General features: G+C 65.9%; 25 protein-coding genes and 1 tRNA gene. 15 read left to right on the top strand and 11 right to left on the bottom strand.

Translation table 11 applies throughout. From position 1 onward, the window contains the following. Positions 1 to 119: 119 nt before the first annotated feature. Together HOP52_RS05210 and HOP52_RS05205 are read left to right on the top strand one after the other, a co-directional pair. Positions 120 to 935 (top strand): amidohydrolase, encoded by an 816-nt coding sequence (locus HOP52_RS05210; RefSeq protein ID WP_238976249.1) that lies wholly within the window; start codon positions 120 to 122, stop codon positions 933 to 935. Beyond that, positions 935 to 1,633 carry a pseudouridine synthase gene (locus HOP52_RS05205; RefSeq protein ID WP_238976247.1) on the top strand — a complete coding sequence of 233 codons (699 nt, stop codon included), beginning with the start codon at positions 935 to 937 and terminating at the stop codon, positions 1,631 to 1,633. The genes HOP52_RS05210 and HOP52_RS05205 overlap by 1 nt, the downstream gene beginning before the upstream one ends. 75 nt (positions 1,634 to 1,708) lie before the next feature. Here the strand turns inward: HOP52_RS05205 and HOP52_RS05200 are convergent, their stop codons facing one another. The 6 genes from HOP52_RS05200 to gloB all read right to left on the bottom strand — a co-directional run bounded on the left by HOP52_RS05200 (position 1,709) and on the right by gloB (position 9,436). After that, entirely contained in the window at positions 1,709 to 3,307 is a 1,599-nt protein-coding gene (locus HOP52_RS05200) for an ABC transporter ATP-binding protein (RefSeq protein ID WP_238976245.1), read from the bottom strand. Then, positions 3,300 to 4,394, bottom strand: coding sequence for an ABC transporter permease (locus tag HOP52_RS05195; protein ID WP_238976244.1), 1,095 nt, complete (start codon positions 4,392 to 4,394; stop codon positions 3,300 to 3,302). The genes HOP52_RS05200 and HOP52_RS05195 overlap by 8 nt, the downstream gene beginning before the upstream one ends. A gap of 4 nt (positions 4,395 to 4,398) precedes the next feature. Next, positions 4,399 to 5,472 (bottom strand): microcin C ABC transporter permease YejB, encoded by a 1,074-nt coding sequence (locus tag HOP52_RS05190; protein WP_238976243.1) that lies wholly within the window; start codon positions 5,470 to 5,472, stop codon positions 4,399 to 4,401. A gap of 21 nt (positions 5,473 to 5,493) precedes the next feature. After that, positions 5,494 to 7,335 (bottom strand): extracellular solute-binding protein, encoded by a 1,842-nt coding sequence (locus tag HOP52_RS05185; RefSeq protein WP_238976241.1) that lies wholly within the window; start codon positions 7,333 to 7,335, stop codon positions 5,494 to 5,496. A 105-nt stretch (positions 7,336 to 7,440) separates the two neighbouring features. Beyond that, a complete protein-coding gene (locus HOP52_RS05180) occupies positions 7,441 to 8,598 on the bottom strand; it encodes a transglycosylase SLT domain-containing protein (RefSeq protein WP_238976239.1) in 1,158 nt (385 codons plus the stop codon). Positions 8,599 to 8,668: 70 nt separating this feature from the next. Beyond that, complete coding sequence (gene gloB / locus HOP52_RS05175; RefSeq protein ID WP_238976237.1) at positions 8,669 to 9,436, bottom strand: hydroxyacylglutathione hydrolase; 768 nt, start codon at positions 9,434 to 9,436, stop codon at positions 8,669 to 8,671. Positions 9,437 to 9,640: 204 nt separating this feature from the next. Between gloB and HOP52_RS05170 the strand changes: the two genes are divergently transcribed. The 4 genes from HOP52_RS05170 to nudC are packed head-to-tail and all read left to right on the top strand — an operon-like array spanning position 9,641 to position 12,477. Continuing rightward, positions 9,641 to 10,414: a methyltransferase domain-containing protein gene (locus HOP52_RS05170; protein WP_238976235.1), complete on the top strand. Its 774-nt coding sequence runs from the start codon at positions 9,641 to 9,643 to the stop codon at positions 10,412 to 10,414. Further along, positions 10,407 to 10,892 carry a ribonuclease HI gene (gene rnhA, locus HOP52_RS05165; protein WP_238976234.1) on the top strand — a complete coding sequence of 162 codons (486 nt, stop codon included), beginning with the start codon at positions 10,407 to 10,409 and terminating at the stop codon, positions 10,890 to 10,892. Before HOP52_RS05170 ends, rnhA begins: the two co-directional genes overlap by 8 nt. 50 nt (positions 10,893 to 10,942) lie before the next feature. Next, positions 10,943 to 11,704: a DNA polymerase III subunit epsilon gene (dnaQ, locus tag HOP52_RS05160; protein ID WP_238976233.1), complete on the top strand. Its 762-nt coding sequence runs from the start codon at positions 10,943 to 10,945 to the stop codon at positions 11,702 to 11,704. Continuing rightward, positions 11,704 to 12,477, top strand: a complete 774-nt coding sequence (nudC, locus tag HOP52_RS05155; RefSeq protein WP_238976380.1) for an NAD(+) diphosphatase — start codon at positions 11,704 to 11,706, stop codon at positions 12,475 to 12,477. The genes dnaQ and nudC overlap by 1 nt, the downstream gene beginning before the upstream one ends. A 59-nt stretch (positions 12,478 to 12,536) precedes the next feature. On the opposite strand, the gene HOP52_RS05150 is transcribed toward nudC, so the two are convergent. Continuing rightward, positions 12,537 to 12,848 carry an SCP2 sterol-binding domain-containing protein gene (locus HOP52_RS05150; protein ID WP_238976231.1) on the bottom strand — a complete coding sequence of 104 codons (312 nt, stop codon included), beginning with the start codon at positions 12,846 to 12,848 and terminating at the stop codon, positions 12,537 to 12,539. Between the two features lie 163 nt (positions 12,849 to 13,011). On the opposite strand from HOP52_RS05150, the gene sohB reads away from it, so the two are divergent. Further along, positions 13,012 to 14,067: a protease SohB gene (sohB, locus tag HOP52_RS05145; RefSeq protein WP_238976229.1), complete on the top strand. Its 1,056-nt coding sequence runs from the start codon at positions 13,012 to 13,014 to the stop codon at positions 14,065 to 14,067. Between the two features lie 3 nt (positions 14,068 to 14,070). On the opposite strand, the gene HOP52_RS05140 is transcribed toward sohB, so the two are convergent. After that, positions 14,071 to 14,391, bottom strand: a complete 321-nt coding sequence (locus HOP52_RS05140) for an ArsR/SmtB family transcription factor (protein ID WP_238976227.1) — start codon at positions 14,389 to 14,391, stop codon at positions 14,071 to 14,073. Positions 14,392 to 14,738: 347 nt separating this feature from the next. Between HOP52_RS05140 and HOP52_RS05135 the strand changes: the two genes are divergently transcribed. Together HOP52_RS05135 and HOP52_RS05130 are read left to right on the top strand one after the other, a co-directional pair. Then, the gene (locus HOP52_RS05135) at positions 14,739 to 16,649 is read left to right on the top strand and encodes a propionyl-CoA synthetase (protein ID WP_238976225.1); all 1,911 of its coding nucleotides are present in this window, start codon (positions 14,739 to 14,741) and stop codon (positions 16,647 to 16,649) included. A gap of 239 nt (positions 16,650 to 16,888) precedes the next feature. Further along, the gene (locus HOP52_RS05130) at positions 16,889 to 17,677 is read left to right on the top strand and encodes an alpha/beta fold hydrolase (RefSeq protein WP_238976223.1); all 789 of its coding nucleotides are present in this window, start codon (positions 16,889 to 16,891) and stop codon (positions 17,675 to 17,677) included. Here HOP52_RS05130 and HOP52_RS05125 read toward each other — a convergent pair. Further along, positions 17,671 to 18,819 carry an ABC transporter substrate-binding protein gene (locus tag HOP52_RS05125; RefSeq protein ID WP_238976222.1) on the bottom strand — a complete coding sequence of 383 codons (1,149 nt, stop codon included), beginning with the start codon at positions 18,817 to 18,819 and terminating at the stop codon, positions 17,671 to 17,673. The two genes, HOP52_RS05130 and HOP52_RS05125, sit on opposite strands and share 7 nt — an antisense overlap. A gap of 290 nt (positions 18,820 to 19,109) precedes the next feature. Between HOP52_RS05125 and HOP52_RS05120 the strand changes: the two genes are divergently transcribed. Further along, complete coding sequence (locus HOP52_RS05120; RefSeq protein WP_238976220.1) at positions 19,110 to 20,816, top strand: potassium/proton antiporter; 1,707 nt, start codon at positions 19,110 to 19,112, stop codon at positions 20,814 to 20,816. A gap of 51 nt (positions 20,817 to 20,867) precedes the next feature. Here HOP52_RS05120 and HOP52_RS05115 read toward each other — a convergent pair whose 3' ends face one another. Then, the gene (locus tag HOP52_RS05115) at positions 20,868 to 21,413 is read right to left on the bottom strand and encodes a YaeQ family protein (RefSeq protein ID WP_275298070.1); all 546 of its coding nucleotides are present in this window, start codon (positions 21,411 to 21,413) and stop codon (positions 20,868 to 20,870) included. A gap of 189 nt (positions 21,414 to 21,602) precedes the next feature. Between HOP52_RS05115 and HOP52_RS05110 the strand changes: the two genes are divergently transcribed. Next, positions 21,603 to 22,262, top strand: coding sequence for a metallophosphoesterase (locus tag HOP52_RS05110; protein WP_238976217.1), 660 nt, complete (start codon positions 21,603 to 21,605; stop codon positions 22,260 to 22,262). A gap of 108 nt (positions 22,263 to 22,370) precedes the next feature. Here HOP52_RS05110 and HOP52_RS05105 read toward each other — a convergent pair. After that, positions 22,371 to 22,460 (bottom strand) — tRNA-Ser (locus tag HOP52_RS05105). Between the two features lie 75 nt (positions 22,461 to 22,535). On the opposite strand from HOP52_RS05105, the gene HOP52_RS05100 reads away from it, so the two are divergent. The 4 genes from HOP52_RS05100 (at position 22,536) to tusC (ending at position 24,621) form a co-directional block, all read left to right on the top strand. After that, the gene (locus HOP52_RS05100) at positions 22,536 to 22,982 is read left to right on the top strand and encodes an NUDIX hydrolase (RefSeq protein ID WP_238976215.1); all 447 of its coding nucleotides are present in this window, start codon (positions 22,536 to 22,538) and stop codon (positions 22,980 to 22,982) included. A gap of 109 nt (positions 22,983 to 23,091) precedes the next feature. After that, complete coding sequence (locus HOP52_RS05095) at positions 23,092 to 23,763, top strand: Bax inhibitor-1/YccA family protein (protein ID WP_238976213.1); 672 nt, start codon at positions 23,092 to 23,094, stop codon at positions 23,761 to 23,763. Between the two features lie 75 nt (positions 23,764 to 23,838). Then, positions 23,839 to 24,231: a sulfurtransferase complex subunit TusD gene (tusD, locus tag HOP52_RS05090; RefSeq protein ID WP_238976212.1), complete on the top strand. Its 393-nt coding sequence runs from the start codon at positions 23,839 to 23,841 to the stop codon at positions 24,229 to 24,231. Positions 24,232 to 24,240: 9 nt separating this feature from the next. Further along, entirely contained in the window at positions 24,241 to 24,621 is a 381-nt protein-coding gene (tusC, locus tag HOP52_RS05085; RefSeq protein ID WP_238976210.1) for a sulfurtransferase complex subunit TusC, read from the top strand. Positions 24,622 to 24,623: the final 2 nt, after the last annotated feature.

The following is a 24,623-nucleotide window of genomic DNA, read 5'->3' as shown; positions in this document are numbered from 1 at the left end:
AACTTAGCAGCCTATTGGACTGGACGCCATCCGGCGTGTCGCTTGTCGGCGGGCTGACGAAAGTGGCGCGCTGCGTTAGGCTGAACGCCATGGCCGACATCACCGTAAGGGACCCCGAAATGAGCGAGCTGCGTACGACTCTGGTGCAGTGCGACCTGCGCTGGGAAGACCCGGAAGCCAACTGCCGGATGCTGGAAGAGACGCTCGGCGAACTGGGCCAGGCGGATACCGACCTGATCGTGCTGCCGGAGATGTTTGCCACCGGCTTCACGATGAATTCTCGCGAGATGGCCGAACCCATGGCCGAGAGCCGCAGCGTGGCGTGGCTACAGGAGCAGGCGCGTCGGCGCGGCTGCGTGGTGACCGGCAGCGTGGCGGTGTATGAGGAGGGCAACTACTTCAATCGCCTGATCTGGGCACGCCCCGACGGCAGCCTGGTGCACTACGACAAGCGCCACCTGTTCCGCATGGCCGGTGAGCACGAGCGTTACTCTATGGGGCATGAGCGCGTGATCGTCACCCTCCATGGCTTTCGCATCCTGCTCAGCGTCTGCTATGACCTGCGCTTTCCGGTGTGGCTGCGCCAGCAACCGGGCCCCGGCGAGCACTTCGAATACGATGCCCTGCTGTGTGTGGCCAACTGGCCGGCACCGCGCCGCCACCCCTGGCGTATCCTGCTGCAGGCGCGGGCGATCGAGAACCTCTGCCCGGTGATCGGCGTCAATCGCGTCGGCGAGGATGCCAACGGCATGGCCTATGCCGGCGACTCGATGCTGGTGGATTTCAAGGGCGAGACGCTGATCGACGAGCCCGCCGACCGGCCGTTCGTCCAGACCGGCACCCTGTCCCGGGACGCACTCGACGCTTTCCGCGAGAAGTTCCCCGCCTGGCGCGACGCCGACCACTTCAGCGTTGCCGACGGGGTGGGCTTCTGATGCGACTCGACCGTTTCCTGGCCGAGACCACCGAGCTGACCCGCAGCCTGGCCAAGAAGGCGCTGCAGCGCGGCGAGGTGTGCGTCGACGGGGAGACCGTCAGGCAGGCGGCCACCCAGGTAGACGAGAGGAGCCAAGTGACCTGGAGGGGTGAACCGCTGGCGCTGGTGGGACTGCGCTATGTCATGCTCCATAAACCGGCGGGAGTGGAGTGCAGCGCGCGCCGCGGGCTCTACCCGCTGGCCAGGGACCTCATCGAGCTGCCGCGGGTGGAGCGTTTGCAGACGGTGGGGCGGCTCGATGTCGATACCTCCGGCCTGGTGCTGCTCACCGACGACGGCCAGTGGTCCCACCGGGTCACCTCGCCTCGCAAGCGCTGTGGCAAGGTGTACCGCGTGACTCTGGCCGAGCCCCTGGAAGGGGAAGCGTTGGCGGCGGCGGTCGCCCACTTCGCCGATGGCGTGCTGCTCGACGGCGAAGCGAAACCCACGCGCCCGGCGGACCTGATCATGCGCTCGCCCACGGAGGCTGAACTGACCCTCTATGAGGGCAAGTATCACCAAGTCAAGCGCATGTTCGCCGCGCTCGGCAATCGGGTCATCGCACTGCATCGGGAGTCGATCGGCCCGCTGTTGTTGGGCGACCTGGCTAGCGGCGAGTGGCGCGAGCTCGATGCGAGGGAAGTGGCGCTGTTCTAAATCAGCGCCGGGGGATTATACCGTTATCTTCCTTGCTCGAACACTCTAAAACGGCCTTGGTGCTAAACCAGATCTTCAGGCCGCGGGGGAAAGCCCTGCGGCGCTCACCAAGGCTCGCGTGTAGTCGTTAGTAGGGCGCTCCAGCACTGTGCGACAATCGCCACTCTCCACCACTTCGCCATCCTTCAGGACCATCACGCGGTGGGCCATGGCCCTCACCACGGCCAGGTCATGGCTGATGAAGAGATAGCTGAGTCCGCGCCGTGACTGCAGGTCGCGCAGCAGCTCGACCAGCTGCTTCTGCACGGTGCGATCCAGCGCCGAGGTGGGCTCGTCGAGTACCACCAGCTCCGGCTCGAGGATGATCGCCCGGGCCACGGCGATGCGCTGACGTTGGCCGCCCGAGAACTCATGGGGATAGCGGGATGCGCAGTCGGCCGGCAAGCCGACCTCCTTGAGGGTCGCTTGCACACGCCACGATACCTCGGCGTCACTCAGGGAGGGGGAGTGGTAGCGCAGCCCTTCGCTGATGATCTCCGATACCGGCAGTCGCGGTGACAGCGAGCCGAAGGGATCCTGGAAGACCACCTGGAAGCGGTGACGCTGGCGGCGCAGCTCGCCGCCGCTCAGCCGGTCGAGGCGCACATCGCCGAAGCGTATCTCCCCGCGACTCTCGGTGAGTCGCATCAGCGCCAGGGCCAGGGTGGTCTTGCCGGAGCCCGACTCGCCGACGATCCCCAGGGTTTCTCCCGGGGCGAGGGTCAGCGTCAGCGGTTTGACCGCCTCGAAGGCCGGCGGTCGTTTGGCAAAGAGGCGCTTCGGCCGCGGGAAGCTGACCGATACGTCGTTGGCCTGCAGCAGCGGCTGAGACGATGCCACCGGCGCGGGCTGGCCCGCGGGCTCGGCCTCGATGAGGGTCCGGGTATAGGCGCTGCGCGGCGATCGGAACACCTCGGCGACCCCACCGGCTTCCTGTTCGCGCCCCCCATACAGCACGCAGACGCGGTCGGCGTGACGGCGCACCAGATTGAGGTCGTGGGTAATGAACAGCATGCCCATGCCGTATCGCTGGCGCAGCTCGTCGAGCAGGGCGAGGATCTCCTGCTGCACGGTGACATCGAGCGCGGTGGTCGGCTCGTCGGCGATCAGCAGCTCCGGTTCGTTGGCGATGGCCATGGCGATCATCACCCGCTGACGCTGTCCCCCGGAGAGCTGGTGGGGCCAGGCGCCGAGCAGCTCATCGGGACGCGGCAGCTTGACCTGGGCGAGCAGCTCCCGGGTTCTTTCGCGTGCCCCTCGGCCCGACAGCCCCTGATGCAGGCGCAGAGTCTCGCCGATCTGCTTGGCTACGGTGTGCAGCGGATTGAGCGAGGTCATCGGCTCCTGGAAGATGAAGCCGACTCGCCCCCCGCGCAGGGCCTGCCAGTCGCGGCGCCGCAGCCGGTTGAGGTCCGTGTCACCCAGCCAGCGCTGCCCCTCGATGCGTGCGTTGTCGGGCAGCAGGTTCATGGCCCCCAGAGCGCTCACCGATTTGCCCGACCCGGATTCGCCGACCAGTGCCAGGGTTTCACCGCGGTGCACTTCGAGGCTGAGGCGCTCCACCACGGTCGACCGATCGAAGGCCACGCTGAAATTCTCCAGACGCAGCAGGGCAGGAGGGGTTCTGTCACGCATCGGTCTGGGTCCTCGGCAACGGGGTGGCAGGCGCACTCAGCTGAATATGGCGCGGGTCGAAGGCATCGCGCAGCCCCTCGCCGATGAACACCAGCAGCGACAGCATCAGCGACAGGCTGACGAAGGCGGTAATGCCGAGCCAGGGGGCGTGCAGGTTGTTCTTGCCCTGGGCGACCAGCTCGCCCAGGGAGGGCGAGCCCGGTGGCAGGCCGAAGCCGAGGAAATCCAGGGCGGTGAGGGTGGTGATGGCCCCGGTGAACAGGAAGGGGATGAAGGTCAGCGTCGCCACCATGGCATTGGGCAGCACATGGCGCCACATGATCAGGTGTGACGGCAGCCCCATCGCCTTGGCGGCCCGCACATACTCGAGGTTGCGGGCGCGCAGGAATTCCGCGCGCACCACATCGACCAGCCCCAGCCAGGAGAACAGCAGCATGATGCCGAGCAGCCACCAAAAGCCGGGCTGCACGAAGCTTGCCAGGATGATCAGCAGGAAGAGCACCGGCAGTCCCGACCAGATCTCGGTCAGGCGCTGGCCGATCAGGTCGGTCTTGCCGCCGAAATAGCCCTGGATCCCCCCGATCACCACGCCCATCACCAGCGAGCCGGCGGTCAGCACCAGGGCGAAGGCCACCGAGAGGCGAAAGCCGTAGATGACCCGCGCCAGGACGTCGCGCCCCTGGTCGTCGGTGCCCAGCCAGTGCCGGCCATCGGGCGCTGCCGGGGAGGGACGCATCATCTGCATGTCCAGGGTCTGGTAGGAGAAGGGAATTGGCGGCCACAGGGCCCAGCCGTGCTCGGCGATCTGCGCCTGGATGAAGGGGTCGTGATAGTCGGTGCGGGTCGGCAGGAAACCGCCAAACTCGGTCTCCGGGTAGTCCACCAGCAGCGGTACGTACCACTCGCCGTCATAGTGCATGATCAGCGGCTTGTCGTTGGCGATGAGCTCGGCAACCAGGCTCACCGCGAACAGGGCGAGGAACAGCCACAGCGACACCCAGGCACGCCGGTTGCCGCGAAAGACGGCCAGCCGGCGCCGGGTGATGGGGGAGAGACGATCCGTCAAGGTCGTGGAATGAGGGGTCATCGGCTCAGGACTCCCTTGTCTCGAAGTCGATGCGCGGGTCCACCCACACATAGGTCAGGTCGGAGATCAACTTGAGGATCAGCCCGATCAGCGTATAGAGGAAAAGGGTGCCGAAGATCACCGGGTAGTCGCGTTGCATCACCGCCTCGAAGCCGAGCAGGCCAAGCCCCTCCAGCGAGAAGATCACCTCGATCAGCAGCGACCCGGTGAAGAAGATGGTCACCAGGGCGCCGGGCAGGCCGGCGATGATGATCAGCATGGCGTTGCGAAACACATGGCCGTAGAGCACGCCGCGGTCGCTGGCCCCCTTGGCTCGGGCGGTGAGCACGTACTGCTTGTGAATCTCGTCGAGAAAGCTGTTCTTGGTCAGCATGGTCAGAGTGGCGAAGCTGCCGATGGTCATGGCCACCACCGGCAGGGTGATGTGCCAGAAGTAGTCCTTCACCTTGCCCCAGGCCGAGAGCTCATGAAAGTCGGGGGATGTGAGCCCACGTAAGGGAAAGAAATCCCAGTAGCTGCCCCCGGCAAACAGCACGATCAGCAGGATGGCGAACAGAAAGCCGGGGATGGCGTAGCCAACGATCACCAGCCCGGATGTCCAGACATCGAAGCGTGAGCCATGGCGCAGTGCCTTGCGGATACCCAGCGGGATCGAGATCAGATAGACCAGCAGGGTGGTCCATAGGCCGAGCGAGATCGATACCGGCAGCCGTTCGATCATCAGCTCGATGACCGGCCGGTCGCGGAAGAAACTGTTGCCGAAATCGAAGGTGGCGTAGTCGCGCATCATGCCGAGAAAGCGCACATGGGCGGGCTGGTCGAATCCGAACTGCGCCTCGAGCTGCTCGATGAAGCGCGGGTCGACCCCGCGGGCGCCGCGCGATTCGTCACGTACCACCACATCGCCGCCGCCGGCGTCGAGTCGCGTGCTGGCCATGCTGTCGACGCCCTCGAAGCGGGCCAGCATCTGGTCGATGGGGCCGCCGGGGGCGGCCTGGACGATGATGAAGTTGAGCAGCATGATGCCGATCAGGGTCGGTATCATCAGCAGCAGACGGCGCAGGATATAGCGGCTCACGATGGCACTTTCCTTATGGCCTCAGCGACGGCGCAGCCGACGGTTGATCTCGGCTTCGCGTTCGACGTCGACCCACCAGGCGGAGAGGTCGAGCCCATAGGTCGGGAAGGGTTCGGGATAGCCGAACTTGTCCCAGACCGCGATGCGGGTCTCGCCGGAGTGATAGTGGGGAATCATCACGAAATTCCACAGCAGCACCCGGTCCAGGGCGCGTGCGATGGTGTTGAGCTCTTCGCGACTGTCGGCGCGAATCATGCGCTCGACCAGGTCGTCCACCACCGGGTCGGCGAGCCCCATCAGGTTACGGCTCTGCGGGCTCTCGGCGAAGTCGCTGGTCCAGAACTCGCGCTGCTCGTTGCCCGGATTATTGGATTGCGGAAACTGCCCGGTGACGATGTCGAAATCGAAGCTGCGCAGCCGGTTGAGGTATTGGTTGATGTCGACGATGCGCAGACTGCCCTGGATGCCCAGGCGCGACATGTTGCGCAGCATCGGCTGGACCACACGCTCGAGGCCGCTGTCGAAGAGCAGCACCTCCAGGCTCAGCGGCTCCCCGGTCTCGCTGTGCACCAGCCGGCCCCCCTCGACCGCATAGCCCGCCTCCTGGAGCAGTTCGAAAGCCAGTCGCAGGCGTTCGCGCAGCTCGCGCGGATGTTCGATGGGCGTTGGCTCTTCGAACACTCGCTCAGGCAGGGCGTCGCGATGGGGCTCGAGCAGTGCCAGTTCGGCTTCGCTCGGCAGCCCCCGGGCGGCCATCTCCGAATTCTGGAAGAAGCTTTCGGTGCGCCGATAGGCGTCGTAGAAGATATTGGCATTGAGCCAGGGGAAGTCGAACGTCAGGCTCAGCGCTTCGCGAACGCGCGGGTCCTCGAAGGTGTCGTGGCGCAGGTTGAAGACGAATGCCTGCATGGTGGCCGGCTGACCATCTGGCACGGTGATGCGCTTGACCAGCCCATCACGATAGGCCGGGAAGTCGTAGCCGATGGCCCAGGTGGCGGCCCGGGCATCGGTGCGGTAGTCCATGACCCCGGCCTTGAAGGCTTCCCAGGCGATGTCGCGGTCGCGGTAGTAGTCGTAGATCAGGCGGTCGATATTGTGACGCCCGCGATTCACCGGCAGGTCCTTTCCCCAGTACGCCGGGTCGCGCTCAAAGACGATCCGCCTCCCGGGGTCCACCTCGCCGATGCGATAGGGCCCCGAACCGGGGTGGCGTGCCAGGGTCGGAGCGCTGAAGTCGCGCTCCTCCCAGTAGTGCTTGGGCAGGACCGGCAGCTGGCCGACGATCAGCGGCAGCTCGCGGGAGTGATTGCTGCGGAAGGTGAAGCGCACGGTGTGCGCGTCCAGGGCTTCGACGCCCTCCACATCGGCATAATAGGCACGATAGAAGGGGTTGCCTTCATCGCGCAGCAGCTCGAAGCTGAAGACCACGTCCTCGGCGCCGAGCGGCTCGCCGTCGTGGAAGTGCGCCTCGGGACGCAGGTCGAACTCGATCCAGTAGCGCTCGGGATCCAGGCGTATTCCTTCGGCCAGCAGACCGTAGACGCTGAACGGCTCGTCGGGGTTGCCCTCGACCAGGGTGTCGTAGATCTGTCCGAGGCCGATGGCGGGGGTGCCGCGAATGATGAAGGGGTTGGTGGAATCGAAGCTGCTACCCACGGCCGCCCGGGTGATGCTGCCGCCCCGGGGGGCGTCGGGCTCAACGTGGGGAAAATGGGAAAAGTCCTCGGCCAACGCCGGCTCGTCATAGAGTGCGAGGCCGTGGACCGTCGGCACTTCGGCGGTCGCGGCGGCCTGCAGCGAGCCGAGGCCGCCAGCCACGGCGACGACGATGCCGAATAGCTGGCGACGTAGTGCTTGGGTCATCGATGCCTTCCTTGAGGGGTCCCGGCCCGGTCTCCCGGGCATGACAACCGCCATAAGGTGTCAGGCCGGCCGTGACTTGTAAACCACTACTCCTCTATCAGGCGCTTACCGTGACGCCAAGCTGCGGCGAGGTACCTCGAGCGTCTCTCCTTCCTGGATGACGTCGCCGTTGAGGCCGTTGTGCTGCCTGAGTTCGGCCACGCTGATGCCGTAGCGAGAGGCGATGGACGAGAGGCTGTCGCCACGCTGTACCAGGTGCTGCTCGGCGCCTCCCGGCGACGGTTCTGTGGTTGGCGTATTCAGCCGCGCCAGAACCACCTCTTCGTACTCGGCCGGTACCAGGACGACTTCGGAAGTCGAAGGATGGGCGCTGCCGTTGGACAGGGCGGGATTCAGTGCCGCAAGCTCGCTACGACTGACCCCGGCCTGGCTGGCCAGCTGGCCCAGGTCGAGGGGCCGGTCCACCGGTATCTTGGCGAAGGCCGGGGTATCCTCGATGTCGGGTAGCTCGACGCCATGGGCTTCCGGCTCGGCAATGATCGCCGCGATGGCGTGGAGCTTGGGGACGTACTGCATGGTTTCGTTCGGCAGCCGGAGGTGCCAGTAGTCGGTGGGCTCACCCCGCGAGCCTGCGGCATGGCGCGCCCGGTTCACGGTTCCCGCTCCCGCGTTGTAGGCGGCCAGCGAGAGCTCCAGGTCCCCCTCATACCACTGCTCGGCCTGAAGCTCGATATAGTCCAGGGCCGCACGGGTAGCGGCCACCACGTCCAGCCGACCGTCATAGCCGCGCTGGCGACGCAGGCCCAGGGCATCGCCGGTGCCGGGCATGAACTGCCAGAGGCCCGCGGCGCCGCGATGGCTGCGCGCCTTGGGATCGAAAGAGCTCTCGACGAACGGAATCAGGGCGATCTCGCCGGGCAGGCCGCGGGCTTCTACCTGCGCGATGATCCAGGCCATCCAGGGCCGGGCGCGCTCGGTGATCTCCACCACGTTGTGGGGATTGGCGCGGTAGTGCTCGATCCAGCGTTGAACCCGTTCGTCGTGAGCCCTCTCCTGCCACGCCAGGTTGTCACGCAGCCGGGCCCAGGTATCGCCGGGGCTGGGCTTGAGCTCCAGGGCATCCCAGAAGTGGTGCTCCTGTATAGGAAGGGCGGTTGTCGGTGTGGCGGCCTGGCTGGCGGAACCCGCTATTACCAGGGCGCCGATCAGGGCGATGCTGCTGGCCAGGCCGATAGCCCGGCCCCTTGCCGTTCGATAGGTCATGCCTTCTCCTCCTGGCCGCTGGGCGGGATCGGGGAACCCGATGCCTCACCGCGGCGTCCGGGATAGTGGATCAGAAGTGGTTTTTCCAGGCTCGCAGGGTCGCGAAGGTGGCCTGGTCGCTGTCGGTGTCGCCGTGGGCCGCCGCGGCGCTGCGCACCTCGGGGGCGGCACAGCGCAGGAAGGGGTTGATACGCCGTTCACGCCCCAGGTGGCTGGGCAGGGTAGGGCGATCGAGTTCCCGGGCGCGCTCGGTGTTGGCCAAGGCCGTCGCCACGTCGGGGTTGTGAGGATCGGCGGCGCTGGCGAAGCGCAGGTTGGCCAGGGTGTATTCGTGTGCGGCGAATACCAGGGTGTCATCGGGCAGCTCGGCGAGACGCTGCAGCGAGTGGTACATCTGTTCCGGAGTGCCCTCGAACAGCCGGCCGCAGCCGCCGGAGAAGAGGGTGTCGCCGCAGAACAGCAGCGGCGGGATGCCGGCCGTGAAGAAGGCAATGTGGTCCAGGGTGTGGCCGGGGACTTCCATCACCTCGAAGCGGCGGCCCATGACCCGGCAGGTGTCGCCTTCGCCGACTCGCTCGTCGATACCTGCAATCTTGGGATTGTGCGGGCCGATGACGCGGGGGGAGTAGCGGCGTATCAGTTCCGGCAGGCCCCCCACATGATCCTGGTGATGATGAGTGATGAGTACGCTGCCCAGGGTGAGGTTCTCGCGCTCCAGCGTCTGAATGACCGGGTCCGCGTCACCGGGGTCCACGACACAGACCGCGGTGTCCGCATCCTGACGGAGTAGCCAGATATAGTTGTCGCCAAAAGCGGGAATCGGTGTCACGCTCAGCATGGGCAGTATGTCCTCGTCGCGTCGTCAACCGGATAAGCGGCATGGCGCCGCAGGAGCAGGGCACTCGTTCCAGGCCATCGCCCGGCTGCGAGCCCAAGCGAACCCAAGAGGCGGGCTCGAGGAGCTGTTGGCCAGGCGGCTGGGTGCTGCCAACATGACGCTATTGGCCTGCAAAACCGGGAATCTTGGAGGGTCTGGCAGACAATGTCAAACGCGCACGATGCCATTGCACTGGCACGCCTGTTTCGCGAGGGACGCCGCTACTGGGCGACGGACGACGGCAGTGCACACTGGCGCAGCGAGCGTGCCTGCCTCGGTCCCGTCTGTGAGCAGCTGCACGGTGGACACAGCCTGGAACTCGGCATGGCGCCCACGCTGATCGACATGTGCCCGATACGCCACGGCATGCGCTGGGCGCCGACCGCAGAGCTGGCCGAGGACCCTGCCACCCTGGTGTGCCCCCACGATGCGCTACCGCTGCCCGACGAGAGCCTCCACCTCGTGGTTCTGCATCATCTGCTGGAGATCCTGCCGAACCCCCATCGTCTGCTGCATGAGGCCGCTCGCGTCACCGCGCCAGATGGACGTCTGATCATCTTCGGCTGGGCGCCGCTGGGGGCGGCTGCCCTGTCTCGCGCCTTGCCGGGGCGTCGCCGGCGGCTGCCCTGGCGTGGCCAGTGGCGGACCCCGGGGCGTCTGCGGGACTGGCTGGCGTTTGTCGACTTCCAGATCGAGCGGGTAGACTATTGCGGATTCCACCTGCCCGGCAGCCTGCCGCGCAATGCCACGCTGGAAACCTTGGGACGTCGACACAATGTCCCGCTGGGCGACAGCTACATCATCTGTGCCCGACGCCGCTCGCAGCGGGTGCAAACACAGAAGCCGCGCCTGCGCCTGGGCGGTGCGCTCGGCGGCACTGCCCTGGGCCATGCCACCCGCGTCGGGCGACAAAGCGAAAGGACCACAGAGGTTGAATGAATCCCGCCAAAGTGACCCGCTACCGCGGGTCACCGTCTATACCGATGGCGCCTGTCGCGGCAATCCCGGGCCGGGCGGCTGGGGTGCCGTGCTCATCAGCGGTCGCCACGAGAAGATCCTGAACGGCTTCGAGCCCAAGACCACCAACAATCGCATGGAGCTGATGGCGGCGATCATGGCGCTGCGTGAGCTGAAGCGCGAGTGCGAGGTCGAACTGTGGACCGACTCCGAGTATCTGCGCAAGGGGATCACGGAGTGGATTCACGGTTGGATCAAGCGGGGCTGGAAGACCGCTGCCCGCCAGCCGGTCAAGAATGCCGAGCTGTGGCGTGAGCTGCTGGCCGAGACCGAACGCCACCGGATTCATTGGCACTGGGTCAAGGGGCATAGCGGACATCCGGGCAACGAGCGTGCCGACGCCCTGGCCAATGAAGCCATCGATGCGCAGCGTGGCGTCGCCCGGTCTACCGTCGAGTAGTCGGCGGCTCCCCCTCCACATCCCGAACCACCCGATTCACGAGCGAGCCAATGCGCCAGATTGTCCTGGATACCGAGACCACCGGCATCGACCCGAAAGAGGGCCATCGCCTGATCGAGATTGGCGCGGTGGAGCTGGTCAACCGCCGCCTCACCGGCAACAACTACCATCAGTACATCAACCCCGAGCGGGAGATCGAGGCCGAAGCGGTCGGGGTGCACGGCATCACCAATGAGCGGGTGGCCGACGAGCCGCGTTTCGCCGAGATTGCCGATGCGTTCTGGGAATACATTCGCGGCGCCGAGCTGGTCATTCACAATGCCGCCTTCGACGTCGGCTTCATCGACCACGAGTTCGAACTGCTGCGGGCCGAACGCCGCGAGCCGCGACTGGGGCCGGTGGCCGAGCACTGCCGCATTCTGGATACCCTGAAGCTGGCCCGTGACCGGCACCCGGGGCAGCGCAACAACCTCGACGCACTGTGCAAGCGCTACGAGATCGACAACGGCCGCCGGGTGCTTCACGGCGCCCTGCTTGACGCCGAGATTCTTGCCGAGGTCTACCTGGCCATGACCGGCGGGCAGACCGCCCTGACGCTGGATGCCGAGCACCGCGGGGGCAATGAAGCCCACACCGGCGGGCTGGCGATTCGCCGGCTGTCGCTCTCCCCCGGCAGTCTGCGTGTCCCGCAGCCCGCCGAGGAGGAGTGGGCCGCCCATCGCGCCAAGCTGGAGCAGATCCGCCAGGCGGCGGGCAACTGCTGCTGGGACGAACTGGCAGCGTCGCCGAGTCAGGACAAGGCCGGGGTATGATGCTGCGCCGTGAACTGCCGCCTGCGGACTGCGTGGGTCGGGTGATTCGCGTCGCCCAGGGACGCATTGCGCCGGGGCCGGATGGCTCTCCGCTTCAGCCCGAGCAGCGCTGGGGCAAGCAGCTTCAGCCGCTGTGCTACTGGAACGATACCCCGGTGGCCCTGGCGCTGGAAGCCGAGCCCGAGGAGGCTTGGCCGGATGGCAGGTGCTGGCTGTCACAGCTGGCGGAATCCTGGTTCCCGCTGCTCTCCACGGCGCTGCAGGTGGCGGCCTGGCTGCACGATCACCGCTTCTGTGGCCGCTGCGGGGCCCCGGCCTCGCCCCTGGATGCCGAGTTTGCCATGCGCTGCCAGCACTGCGGGCACCGCAACTATCCCCGCATTTCACCCTGCATCATCACGCTGGTGACCCACGGGGAATCCCTGCTGCTGGCCAGAAGCCCGCGCTTCCCGCCGGGGCGCTACTCGACGCTGGCGGGCTTCATCGAGCCGGGCGAGTCGGCCGAGGACGCGGTGCGGCGCGAGATATTCGAAGAGGTGGGGCTGACGGTGGGGCGAGTGCGCTACTATCGCAGCCAACCCTGGCCCTTCCCGCACTCGTTGATGCTGGGCTTCTTTGCCGAAGCCGCCAGTCGGCGAATTCGCATCGACGGGGTGGAGATCGCCGACGCCGCCTGGTTCAGCCCGCGCCAGCTCCCTCAGCTTCCCCCGCTCTATTCGATCTCACGGGCGCTGATCGAAACACATCTCGCCGAGGTGGGCGGGGGGCAGTAAGCCGTCTCGGCGGGGCCGCCCGTAGGGCGGCCCGCGGCGATGTGACGCGTCCCGGGCGTTCAGCGGGCCGGGAACAGGCTGGTCAGCTTGGTGGCCAGCATCACGTTGCCGGTTGCCTTGAGCTTACCGGTCATGAAGGCGGTCATGCCGTTGATCTGGCCGTTCATCACCCCTTTCAAGGTATCGGTGCTCAGGCTCAGGGTGACGCTGGGGTCATCATGCTCGCCGTCTTCGATCATCAGGCTGCCATCCTTGACCACCAGATAGTGGCTGCCGGCATCGCTGAAATGGAACTGGAAGACATCGTCCAAGCCTTGGGCGGCCTGAGGATCGAATCGGTCATGCAGCTTTTCAAGGGTGGTGCTGGACATCTGCGGCTTTCCTCTGTGAAAGGGGCTGGGTATGCGGGTCGCGGCAGGGCAGGGCCCGAACTCGGTCGAGAATATTTCAAACGATTGTTTCAATCAAGGCCATTGTGTCGGCCGACTGCCGTCGGCAGGATGATGGCATCATCAGGGAAGCGAGGGAATCGAGGTGAACGATTGGCTGTTGGATATCGGGATGTTCGTGGTCCAGCTGATGATCCTGGTGCTGGCGGTGGGCCTGGCGGTGGGCCTGGTGGTGGCCGTGATCGCCCGGGTACGCGGCGAGGGTGGCGAGCGGATGCGGCTGCGCCTGGAGGAGCTCAATCAGAGCCGCGAGTATCGGCGGCGGCGGCTGGCCCTGGCGGCGACCGAGCCCAGTGCCCGCAAACGCCTGCTCAAGGCGTTTCGACGCAATGACAAGGCTCGGGGGTGCCGCGGTGGAGACAAGCAGAAGGGGATGCCGCGACAGACGGTCTGGGTGCTGGCATTTCGTGGCGATCTCAAGGCCAGCGGGGCCGGGCGTCTGGCCGAGGAGATTTCCGCCGTGACCGCGGCCGCCGAGGAGGGCGACGAGGTCGTGGTTCGGCTGGAGTCGGCGGGAGGCCTGGTGCACGCCTACGGCCTGGCCGCCGCCCAGCTTGACCGCCTGAAGGAGGCCGGCCTCAGAACCACGGTCTGCGTCGACAAGGTGGCCGCCAGCGGCGGCTACATGATGGCCTGCGCAGCCGATGAGGTGAGGGCCGCCCCCTTCGCGGTGCTGGGCTCGATCGGCGTGGTGGCCCAGCTACCCAACGTGCACCGCCTGCTGAAGCGCCATGATATCGACGTGGAGCTGCTGACCGCCGGCGAGTACAAGCGCACCCTGACGATCTTCGGCGAGAATACCGACGAGGGGCGGGAGAAGTTCAGGGCGGATCTGGAAAACACCCATGAGCTGTTCAAGGCCCATGTCGCCGAGCGCCGCCCCAATCTGGATATCGAGGCGATTGCCACGGGCGAGATCTGGTACGGACGCGATGCGCTCGGGAAAGGGCTGATCGATGCCCTGGGCACCAGCGAGGCCTATCTCGTCTCACGGATGGAGGAGGCGAGGGTGGTGAGCGTGGCGCTCGAGCCGCGGCGGGCCATGGGGGAGCGACTGGGCCTGGCGCTTTCCCATGGGGTCGAGCGCGGTATCGAGCGCCTGCTGGAACGCCTCGATGCCGGGCGTTGGGAGCGGCGCTGACCGCTACAACTGCTGCAGGCGGGTCAGGACTTCCACCATCTGGCGCGCCTGTTCGCCCTGCAGGGAGTAGTAGATGGTCTGTGAGGCACGCCTCGTGGTGACCAGGCCTTCACGACGCAGGATCGCCAGGTGTTGCGACAGCGCCGACTGGCTCAGCGACAGTTGCTGGTTGAGCTCGGTGACCGACACCTCTTTGCCGTCGAGCAGGCAGAGAATGCGCAGTCGGTTATCGTTGGCCAGGGCCTTGAGCAGCGCCGTGGCCTGATCGATGGCGGCATCGCCGGCCTCGAGGAGGCGGGCGGCAGCGCTCGCTGAGGTGCTCATGATGGTTTCCCCGTATTGGTTGCCCGGACGCTTGTGGCGAAAGCGAGGCGGGCGACTGCGGGCGGCTCCCTCAGCCCGTGAAACGCCTCGTCGGTACGCCATCACCGGGAGGCAACGCTCATGGCTTACTCATTTAGTCATCATTGATAGTGGAGCGGCGGCTGTCAAACGTCGAATCAACGCAATTTCCCGCCCAAGAAACCGCTAGCGGCCCGGCTGTTGTCAACAATGTTCGCAGGCTCTGCTTTTTATTTCCCCAAATTAGCCGATGGTATGAGGGAAAATCCCGGGAAAATCTCTAGAGTGTCAACAATCACCGCAGCAACTCGACTCCGGACGGGACACTCATGGCCAATTATCAATTAGAATTTCAACACTCCATCGACCAGCCCGAGTCATTCTGGGCAGAGCAGGCGCGCCGGATTCCCTGGTTCACGCCGCCGACCACCATCCTGGAATACGACGAACAGCAGCACGCCCGCTGGTTCACCGATGGCGAACTGAATATCTGCCACGCCGCCCTCGACTATCACGTGGAGCAGGGCCGCGGCGATCAGCCCGCCGTGCTCTGGGACTCTCCCGTCACCAACAGCAAGCGCACCCTGAGCTATCGCGACATGCGCGACCAGGTCGCGCGTTTCGCCGGAGCGCTCAAGGGACTCGGGGTTGAGAAGGGCGATCGCGTCGTCATCTACATGCCGATGGTCCCGGAAGCGCTGATGGCCATGTATGCCTGTGCACGCCTGGGGGCCGTTCACTCGGTGGTATTCGGCGGCTTTGCTCCCCACGAGCTGGCAGTTCGCATCGATGATGCGCGTCCCAAGGCCGTGGTGGCCGCCTCATGCGGCATCGAGATCGACCGCGTCATCCCTTACAAGCCGATCATCGATGCAGCCATCGAACAGAGCGAGCACAAGCCCGATGCCTGCGTGATCCTGCAGCGCGAACAGCTGGCCGCCGAGCTCGGCGCACGCGACCATGACTGGGCGGCGCTGATGGAGACGGCCGAGCCGGCCGATTGCGTGCCGGTCAAGGGCAGCGATCCGCTCTATGTGCTCTATACCTCGGGCACCACCGGCAAGCCCAAGGGCGTGGTGCGCGATACCGGCGGCTATGCGGTGGCGCTGCACTATTCGATGGAGACGATCTACGATATGGCCCCTGGCGAGGTTTTCTTCTCCGCCTCGGACGTGGGCTGGGTCGTGGGCCACTCCTATATCGTCTATGCGCCGCTGCTGCGCGGCTGTACCACCGTGGTCTACGAGGGCAAGCCGGTACGTACGCCGGATGCGGGGGCCTTCTGGCGCCTGATCAACGAATATCAGGTCAAGAGCTTCTTTACCGCACCCACCGCGTTTCGCGCGATCAAGAAGGAGGATCCGGACGGCAAGCTGCTGCAGCAGTACGATATCTCCTGCCTCAAGGCGCTGTTCCTGGCCGGTGAGCGCCTCGATCCGCCGACCTTTCACTGGCTCGACGACCTGCTGGATGTCCCGGTGATCGACCACTGGTGGCAGACCGAGACCGGCTGGCCGATCGCCGCCAATCTGCAGGGCCTCGAGCCCATGCCCACCAAGGCCGGTTCGGCGACGGTGCCGGTGCCCGGCTTCAACGTCCAGGTGCTCGACCGGGAAGGCGAGCCGGCCAAGCCCATGGAGCAGGGCAGCGTGGTCATTCAGCAGCCCATGCCGCCGGGCTGCCTGGTGGGCGTCTGGGAGGATCCCCAGCGCTTCCATAGCGCCTATATGGCGGCGTTTCCCGGCTACTACCTGACCGGCGACGGTGGCTACTTCGACGAGGACGGCTATCTGTTCATCATGGGCCGCACCGACGATGTCATCAATATCGCCGGGCACCGCCTCTCCACCGGTGAAATGGAAGAGGTGGTCGGCGCCCACCCGGCGGTCGCCGAATGTGCGGTGATCGGCATCAATGACGCCCTCAAGGGGCAGCTGCCCGTCGGCCTGGTGATCCCCAAGGATGGCTTCGATGGTGACGAGGTGGCCCTGGAGGAGGAGCTGATTGCGCTGGTGCGTGACAAGATCGGCCCGATTGCCTGCTTCAAGCAGGTGCTGGTGGTCAACCGGCTGCCCAAGACCCGCTCCGGCAAGATCCTGCGCAAGCTGCTGCGGACCATTGCCGACGGCAAGGAGTACGGCGTGCCTTCGACCATCGACGATCCGGCCAGCCTGCAGGACGTGCATGACGCCATGAAGGAGCGCTCCGTGGGTGCCGCCCACGAGGCCCGCCAGGTCTGATTCCTGCTCTGATCGGAACCAGGGCGATCGACACGCCTTGACGGATGAACCAGGACGCCGCCCCCCGGGCGGCGTCCTGCTGTCGGCTACGTCGTCATCGCAGCGCGTGGTGATCGCCTCAGTGGAGCCGGTTCGCATTGGTCAGCGCAGACGGCAGGCGCGTATAATCCTCGCCTTGCTTGGCCGGCATGCCCGTCCGCGCTGCTCGCCTGAACCTGACCAACGATACGGGAGTCCCGATGACCGTCGAACTCAATCACCTGGATGCCGGGGGGAGCGGCACGCCGCTGATAGTGGTGCATGGCCTGCTGGGCAGCGCCGACAACTGGCGTTCGCACGTCAAGCAGTGGCAGGCGGAGCGCCGCGTCGTGGCGGTAGACCTGCGCAATCATGGTCGTTCACCCCATGCCGATGGCATGCGCTACGAGGAGATGGCCGACGACCTGCTGGCCCTGATGGATCGGCTGGACATCGGGCGCGCCCATCTGCTGGGGCACTCGATGGGTGGCAAGGTGGTCATCAGCCTGGCGCGACGGGCCCCGGAGCGGGTTGCCTCGCTGATCGTCGCCGATATCGCTCCCGTCGCCTACGGCCACGGACACGATGCAGTGTTCGCCGGCCTGCGGCGGGTGCAGAGCGGTCAGCCCGCCAACCGCCGCGAAGCCGATGCGCTGCTGGCCGAGCATGTCGAGGACCGGGCAACCCGGCTGTTTCTCGCCACCAACCTGGAGCGCGACGACTCGGGTGGGCTGACGCTGCGGCTGGGGCTGGATCAGATCGAGGCAGGCTATCCGGATATCATGCAGGCCCCGCCAGGCGAAGCGGCCTTCGAGGGGCCGACGCTGGTGCTACGCGGCGGCCGTTCCGCCTATGTCACCGACGACATGCTGCCGGGGCTGTATGCGGTGCTGCCCCAGGCACAGCTGGTCACCCTGGAGACGGCGGGGCACTGGCTGCATGCCGAGCAGCCCGAAGCCTTCCAGGCCGCGGTCAACGACTTTCTTTCCAGCTTGCCGGACGCTCACTGAGCGGGGCTGGAGCTGCCCAGGTCCACGGCCAACCGCTCGATGGGGGTGCTTTCCTCGAGGATGCCGGCGTCGAGCAGGAAGCGCTCGAAGCGGTGGTAGCGCCCCTGGTCCACCGCGGCGGGGCGCCGTGTCAGGCGTGGCAGGATGTCGTCCCAGGCCTCACGCATGTTGGGGTCGTCCAGGGCCGGCTCCGCCGAGATCAGCAGCTCCCAGGCCTGTTCCCGGTGGTCGAGAATCCACAGACTGGCTTCCTCCAGGGCGGCAACCAGGTGCCGCAAGGCTTCCCGCTGGCCGTTGAGCCGGTCCCGGTTGGCCATCAGGATCAGGCCATCGTGAATCGGTATGCCATGCTCTTCGATGCGCAGGGTGCGGGTGGGGACACCCTCATCGGCCAGCTGGCGAGGCAGCAGGTAGCGCTGGTTGATGATCACCCCGTCCAGCCCTTCGTCCCGCATGGCGTCCAGCGCCGAGAAGTTCACATCTGAGAGGGCGGCCTGATTGAGCCCTCCCGCTTTCGCCAGCAGACCGGCGAGGACCACCTCGTGACTGTCCTGATCGGTATAGCCCAGGCGCAGCCCGGCCAGGTCGGGCTCTCCGCCTGGCGCGTCCCGAGACTGTTTCAGGATCAATCCCGCCAGCGGAGAATCGATGAGGGTGGCGACTCTGACCAGCGGCAGGCCCCTGCCTGCCTGTAGGTGCAGCAGCGATTGTCGGCCCAGCGCCAGGTCGGTGCGCCCCGCCGCCAGGAGCTTGGCGGGTACGTTAGGGTCGGCTGGGCTGATCAGAGTAACCTGCAGGCCACGGCGCTGGAACATGCCCTTCTCACGGGCGACCAGCAGGGCGGCATGCTGGGGGTTGAGGTACCAGTCCAGGGTGATCTCGAGCGCTGTCATGGGCGGGGGTGCAATGGGCTCAGCGGGCTCGATGGCCACCGAGGGAACCGGCTCATCCGTCACCGTGGCCTCGTCCTCGGCAGGCAGGGGGGCGAGCAGCGGACCCAGGTCGATACCGGGCGGGATCTCGGTCACCGGTGGCACCGCCACCCTGGGAGGCGTCTCGTCGCGAGCCTCGACATAGGGCGGCACCGGGAAGGGCTGTGCCGACGCCTCGGCAGTCGCTTCGTCGGGGAGCGTTGGCACCATCACCTCGCTCTCCAGGCTCAAGGTCGGCGTTTCATCGGCGGCGTCTTCGGAACTGTCGGCTATGACGAGGCTCGGAACCAGGGCTGCGGCAGTCAGCATCAGGATCAAGGCGTGAGAGGCAAACCATCGAAGCGCGGGGGTGGCCATGGGGGCGGGAGTCTCCAGCGGTGGCAGGGGCCATCGGTGAGCGCCCAGTGTAGCCTCGTCAATGCCTTGGTGACCACCCGCAGGCCACTGCTCTGTCATGACGCTCATGGCATAATGGATTTCGTTGCGTTTCGAGGAATGGCATGGACACCATCAACACCCTCTTTCTCCTCAGCGGCTTTCTCATCGCCCTGAGCGTGCTGGGCAGTCGTCTCTCCACCCTGGTGGGGCTGCCTCTGCTGCTGATTTTTCTGGGCCTGGGGATGCTGGCGGGAGAGGATGGCCTGCTCGGCATCGAGTTCGACGACCACTCCCTGGCCTTCATCATTGGCCACCTGGCGCTGGCCATGATCCTGCTCGACGGCGGGCTGCGCACCCGCCTCAAGACCTTCCGGGTGGGGTTCAAGCCGGCGCTGACGCTGGCCACGCTAGGAGTTTTCCTGACCAGTGCGCTGGTTGGCCTGATCGCCATGTGGGTCTTCGATCTGACACTGGTACAGGGCCTGCTGGTAGGGGCCATCGTCGGCTCCACCGACGCGGCGGCGGTGTTTTCCATGCTCAGCGGCCGTGGCGTTCACCTCAACGAGCGGGTCAGTGCCACCCTGGAGATCGAGTCGGGGACCAACGACCCCATGGCGATCTTCCTGACCATCATGCTGGTCGAGCTACTGGTGGGTGAGATCGGCAGCGTAGGCGAGACCCTGCTGTTCCTGGTCACTCAGTTCGGTCTGGGGCTGTTCATCGGCCTGGGGGCCGGCTGGCTCATTGCCCGGCTGCTGCGCTGGGTCGACCTAGCACCGGGGCTCTACTCGCTGTTGGCCCTGGCCCTCGGGTTCGCGGTCTTCGGCCTGACCGGCTTTCTCGGCGGCAGCGGTTTTCTCGCCATTTACCTGACCGGGCTGATGATCGGCAACCAGCCCGGACGCCATCTCAATTTCATCCTGCCGGTGCACGATGGGCTCGCCTGGCTGAGTCAGATCGGCCTCTTCCTGATCCTGGGGCTGCTGGTCAGCCCCATGGAGCTGCTGGAAGTGGCGGTGCCGGCATCGCTGGTTGCCCTCGCGCTGATCTTCGTGGCGCGCCCCCTGGCCGTGCTGATCAGCATCAAGCCGTTCTTCAAGTTTCGCTGGCGGGAGATCGGCTTCATCGCCTGGGTAGGCCTGCGCGGGGCGGTCCCTATTGTGCTGGCGATCTTCCCGGTGATCGGCGGCGTCGAGAACGCCTCGCTCTATTTCAACGTGGCCTTTGCCGTGGTACTGATGTCGCTGCTGATCCAGGGCGGCAGCCTGCCGCTGATGGCGCGCTGGATGCGTGTCGAGGTCCCCTTGGGCGTGACGCCCAACCACCGCGGCCCACTGGGCATCCTGCCGGAAAACGACTACGAGATGTTCGTCTACAAGGTCGAAAATCAGGACCTGGATGACGTGCCCATTCGCCTGCTGCGCTTCCCCTCCGGTGCCGTGATCTCGGCGCTGTTTCGTGAACACGCCATGCTTCACCCCAAGGGCAGCACGCGCCTTAAGATCGGCGATGTCATCTGCGTCATCGGCCGCGCCGATGACCTGCCGGCATTGAATCGGCTGTTCAGCGGCGATGCCAAACTCAAGCAGGAGCGTGCCTTCTTCGGTACCTTCACCTTCGATGGCGACGCCCTGATGCACGATATTGCCGGCGTCTATGGCCTGACGCTCAGCCCCGGTGAGCAGGAGATGACACTGGCGGAGTTCGTCTCGCTGCGGGTCGGCGGCCATCCCGTGGTGGGCGACGACGTGGACTGGCACGGCATCCATTGGGTGGTCAGCGAGATGGAAGGCAACAAGGTGACGCGAGTGGGCCTGCGACTCTACTAGGCGGGAAAGCTGGCGGCGCGCGCCAGTATGAGATGGGCGCCGCGGGGTCGCTCAGCCCCGCTGTTTGCGCCAGGTGAGCGCCACGTCTACCGAGCGTTCGGGGGTGGTCATCCAGGTCATGCCATCCTGCAGGGTGCAGTTCAAGGTCATGCTCCTGTCCACCAGCTCAGCCAGCGCCTCTACCGACCGCGGGGCGACGTCCACCACCGTCAAATTGTCGAGCGCCGCGAGCCGGCCGGCATTCTGCTCCCACCAGAGCTCGGCGGCGTTGCCGCCGTAAGTGTAGAGCGTTACCTGCCCGGCGCGGGCGCAGGCCCGGCGAACGCTCTTCTCATCGGGCTGGCCCAGCTGAATCCAGTGCTCAATGGCGCCGGTGAGGTCCTTCAGCCAGAGGTCGGGCTCATCCTCGGTGCTCACCCCGCGGCCGAAGGCCAGCGATTCGTCGGCATGCCGGGCAAAGGCCAGCAGTCGTAGCATCATGCGCCCATCGGTTTCCGACGGATGCTGGGCCACGGTCAAGCCATGCTCGGCGTAGTAGTGCCGCTCCATGTCGGCGACCTGGAGTTGAACCCTGTGTATTTTTGCCTTCAATGCCATCTGTCCGCGTTACCTGCGCCGGTGGAGAAAACCTGAGCCCGCTATCATGCCACAGCGGTCGGTACCCGGGTATCGTCTCTGTGTGGCGGTCGAGGGTGGATCTCTGCCATGTTGGAAGCAGGCAGAGTCGTAGCGGCACCGCTGGCGACTGAGGTGATACGCAAGCACCGCTTGCATGGAGGCCGCATCATGCTGATCAGGCACCGGGCCAACACTCGTGGTCGCGACTTCTTCGTTGGTGATCTTCACGGCCAGTATCGGCTGTTGGAACAGGCGCTGGCGGATGTGCAGTTCAACGGCGACGCGGATCGCCTGTTCGCGGTGGGAGATCTGATCGATCGTGGCGTGTCATCGCTGGAATGTCTGGCACTCGTCGACGAGCCTTGGTTCTTCAGCGTGATGGGCAATCACGAGCAGCTGGCCAAGGCGGCGCTTTGCGACGGCAGCAGCCGGGCCTGGGGGCTCTGGCTGCTGAACGGGGGAAGCTGGGCATTACGCCGTGGCCTGGGGGAGGCTCGCCGGCGCCTGGAGATCGCACTGCAGCACCTGCCCTATGCGCGCGAGGTCGAGGTCCAGGGCAAGCGCATTGGCATAGTGCACGCCGACCCTCCGGACGACTGGGGGCAGATCGAGCAGGCCGACACCGAGCGGCTGCTCTGGGGGCGGGAGCGCATCGCCCGGGGCGATCAGACGCCGGTGGCGGGGATCGACATGGTGGTCGTGGGCCACAGCATCATCGATGCGCCGCAGACGCTGGGCAACGTCTACTATATCGATACCGGCGCTTTCCACACCGGGCGCCTGACGCTGGTGGAGGCCGGCGAACTGGTGACCCGTTGCCGCCAATAGCAGCAGTAACCAGCCGAGCGCGCCCCCGGCTCGATTTTGCCAGCTGAACATAGACCAGCCGAACATAGAAAAGGGGAATCGGCCAGTGACCGATTCCCCTTCAAATGGTGGCGGAGGGACAGGGATTCGAACCCTGGGTAGGCTCTCACCTACGCCGGTTTTCAAGACCGGTGCATTCAACCGCTCTGCCATCCCTCCGGCTTACGGCGGAGAATACTACCAGTATTCCCCGCTAGGTCAAGGGGTTCCGGCAGCTTTCAATGGAGAAGCGCCATGTCAACCGCAGCGCAAGCCGCCCGCCCCATGCCATGTCCTGCCGTGTCCGCGGCAGTGGTGGAGGAAGGGAGGGTGCTGATGGTCCGGCGCGGCAAGCCGCCCAACCTGGGCATGCTGGCTCTCCCCGGCGGACGCATCGAGCCCGGTGAGGAGCTACTGGCGGCCGCCGTTCGCGAGCTGCGCGAGGAGAGCGGCATCGAGGCCGAGCCGCTCCGTGTGCTCACCGCGATCGACCAGCTACACTATGATGATCGGGGGCGACTCGCTTACCACTACGTGGTCGTGGTGGTACTGTGTCGCCGGATACACGGCTCGGGCGTGGCCGGCGATGATGCCACAGAGGTCAAGTGGCTCGATGCGTCAGCACTGTGCAGCGAACAGACACTCTGTGACAGCGCACGCGACATCGCGCTGGGACTGCTGGGCAGCGACCCGCTGCGCTGAGCAGACGTTGACACTCGTGCAATCGAGGACTTGCGTCGGGAACCAAGCACCGGCATTCTTTGTCCACTGCCGAGATCAACCAAGATCAACCACAGGGAGCTCTGGATCGATGGCCTATAACGAAACACATGTGACACAGACCCAGCAGCAGTCGGCTCTGACGACTAACAAGGTATTGCGCAACACCTATGGCCTGCTGGCCATGACGCTGCTGTTCTCTGCTGTGACCGCCGGCGCCGCCATGGCCATGGGCATCGAGCGCATGAACATCCTGGTTTTCTTCATCGGCGCCTACGGCCTGATGTTCCTGGTGCACAAGACCGCCAATTCGGCGGCCGGGCTGCTGGCGACCTTCGCCTTCACTGGCTTCATGGGCTTCACGCTCGGCCCGATCCTCAGCGCCTACCTGGCGCTGCCCAACGGTGCCGCGCTGATCATGAACGCCCTGGCGATGACCGGCCTGACCTTCATTGGCCTGTCCGCCGTGGCGCTGGTCTCCAAGAAGGACTTCAGCTTCCTCGCCAACTTCCTGATGGCCGGCGCCATCGTGCTGATCCTGGCCATGGTGGCGGGGCTGATCTTCCAGATTCCCACCCTGATGCTGATGGTATCGGCTGGCTTCGTGCTGTTCGCTTCCGCCGCCATCCTCTACCAGACCAGCGAGATCGTGCACCGCGCCGGAGAAACCAACTACATCCTGGCGACCATCACCCTCTATGTGTCGATCTACAACCTCTTCGTCAGCCTGCTGGCCCTGCTGGGCATCATGAGCAACGACTGACGGCGACACGCCAGCTAACCGGCAGGCCCCGCTCCGGCGGGGCCTGCGCGTTTGAGATAGCGGGAACCCGCCACGATGCGCTACGCACTGCTTGTACAGGGGCCGCCCTACAGCCGACAGGCAGCCCACTCGGCCCTGCGCTTCGCCAGGGCGCTGCTCGCCAGGGGGCACACCCTGGAGAGCGTTTTCTTCTATCACGATGGTGTCTACAATGCCGCCCGGCTGGCCGCGCCCCCTCAAGACGAGCCCCACCTGGTGGATGCCTGGCGCGCCCTGCACGATGAGCACGGCACCCGGCTCCAGGTCTGTATCGCGGCGGCCCTGCGTCGCGGGCTGCTCGACGAGCGCGAAGCCAGCCGCCACGGCAAGACCGGCCACAGCGTCGAGCCGCCCTTCGAGCTGACCGGGCTCGGTCAGTTGATCGATCTGGGGCTCGGCTGCGACCGCCTGGTGACCTTTTCCCCCTGAGGAGGCGCGATGCACGATCGGGACACTCAACTCGGTGGCGATGTGCTGGTTATCCTGCGCCACCCACCCCACGGCAGCAGCTGGCTGCGCGAAGGGCTCGATGCTGCCCTGGTGGCCGCCGCCTTCGGCCAGGCGGTGAGCCTGCTGTTCATGGGCGATGGCGTCATGGCGCTGGCAGGCGGGCAGGGCCAAGGCCCCCTGGGGCAGAAGGGAACCGCGCCCACCCTGGACATGCTGGCCATGTACGACATCGAGGCGCTCTACCTGGAGAGTGGCGCACTGAGCGCGCTGGGGTTGAATCGCGATGCGCTTCAGCTGCCCGCTCAGCCGCTCGAAGCAGCCGATATCGCCAACTTGATCGCCGCCCATCGGCTGGTGCTAACCTTCTGATA

This window comes from Billgrantia campisalis (assembly GCF_022341425.1).
GTDB classification, from domain to species: Bacteria; Pseudomonadota; Gammaproteobacteria; order Pseudomonadales; family Halomonadaceae; genus Halomonas; species Halomonas campisalis.
The sequence above is the reverse complement of the archived record's forward strand: the minus strand, read 5'-3'. Positions and strand labels throughout refer to the sequence as shown.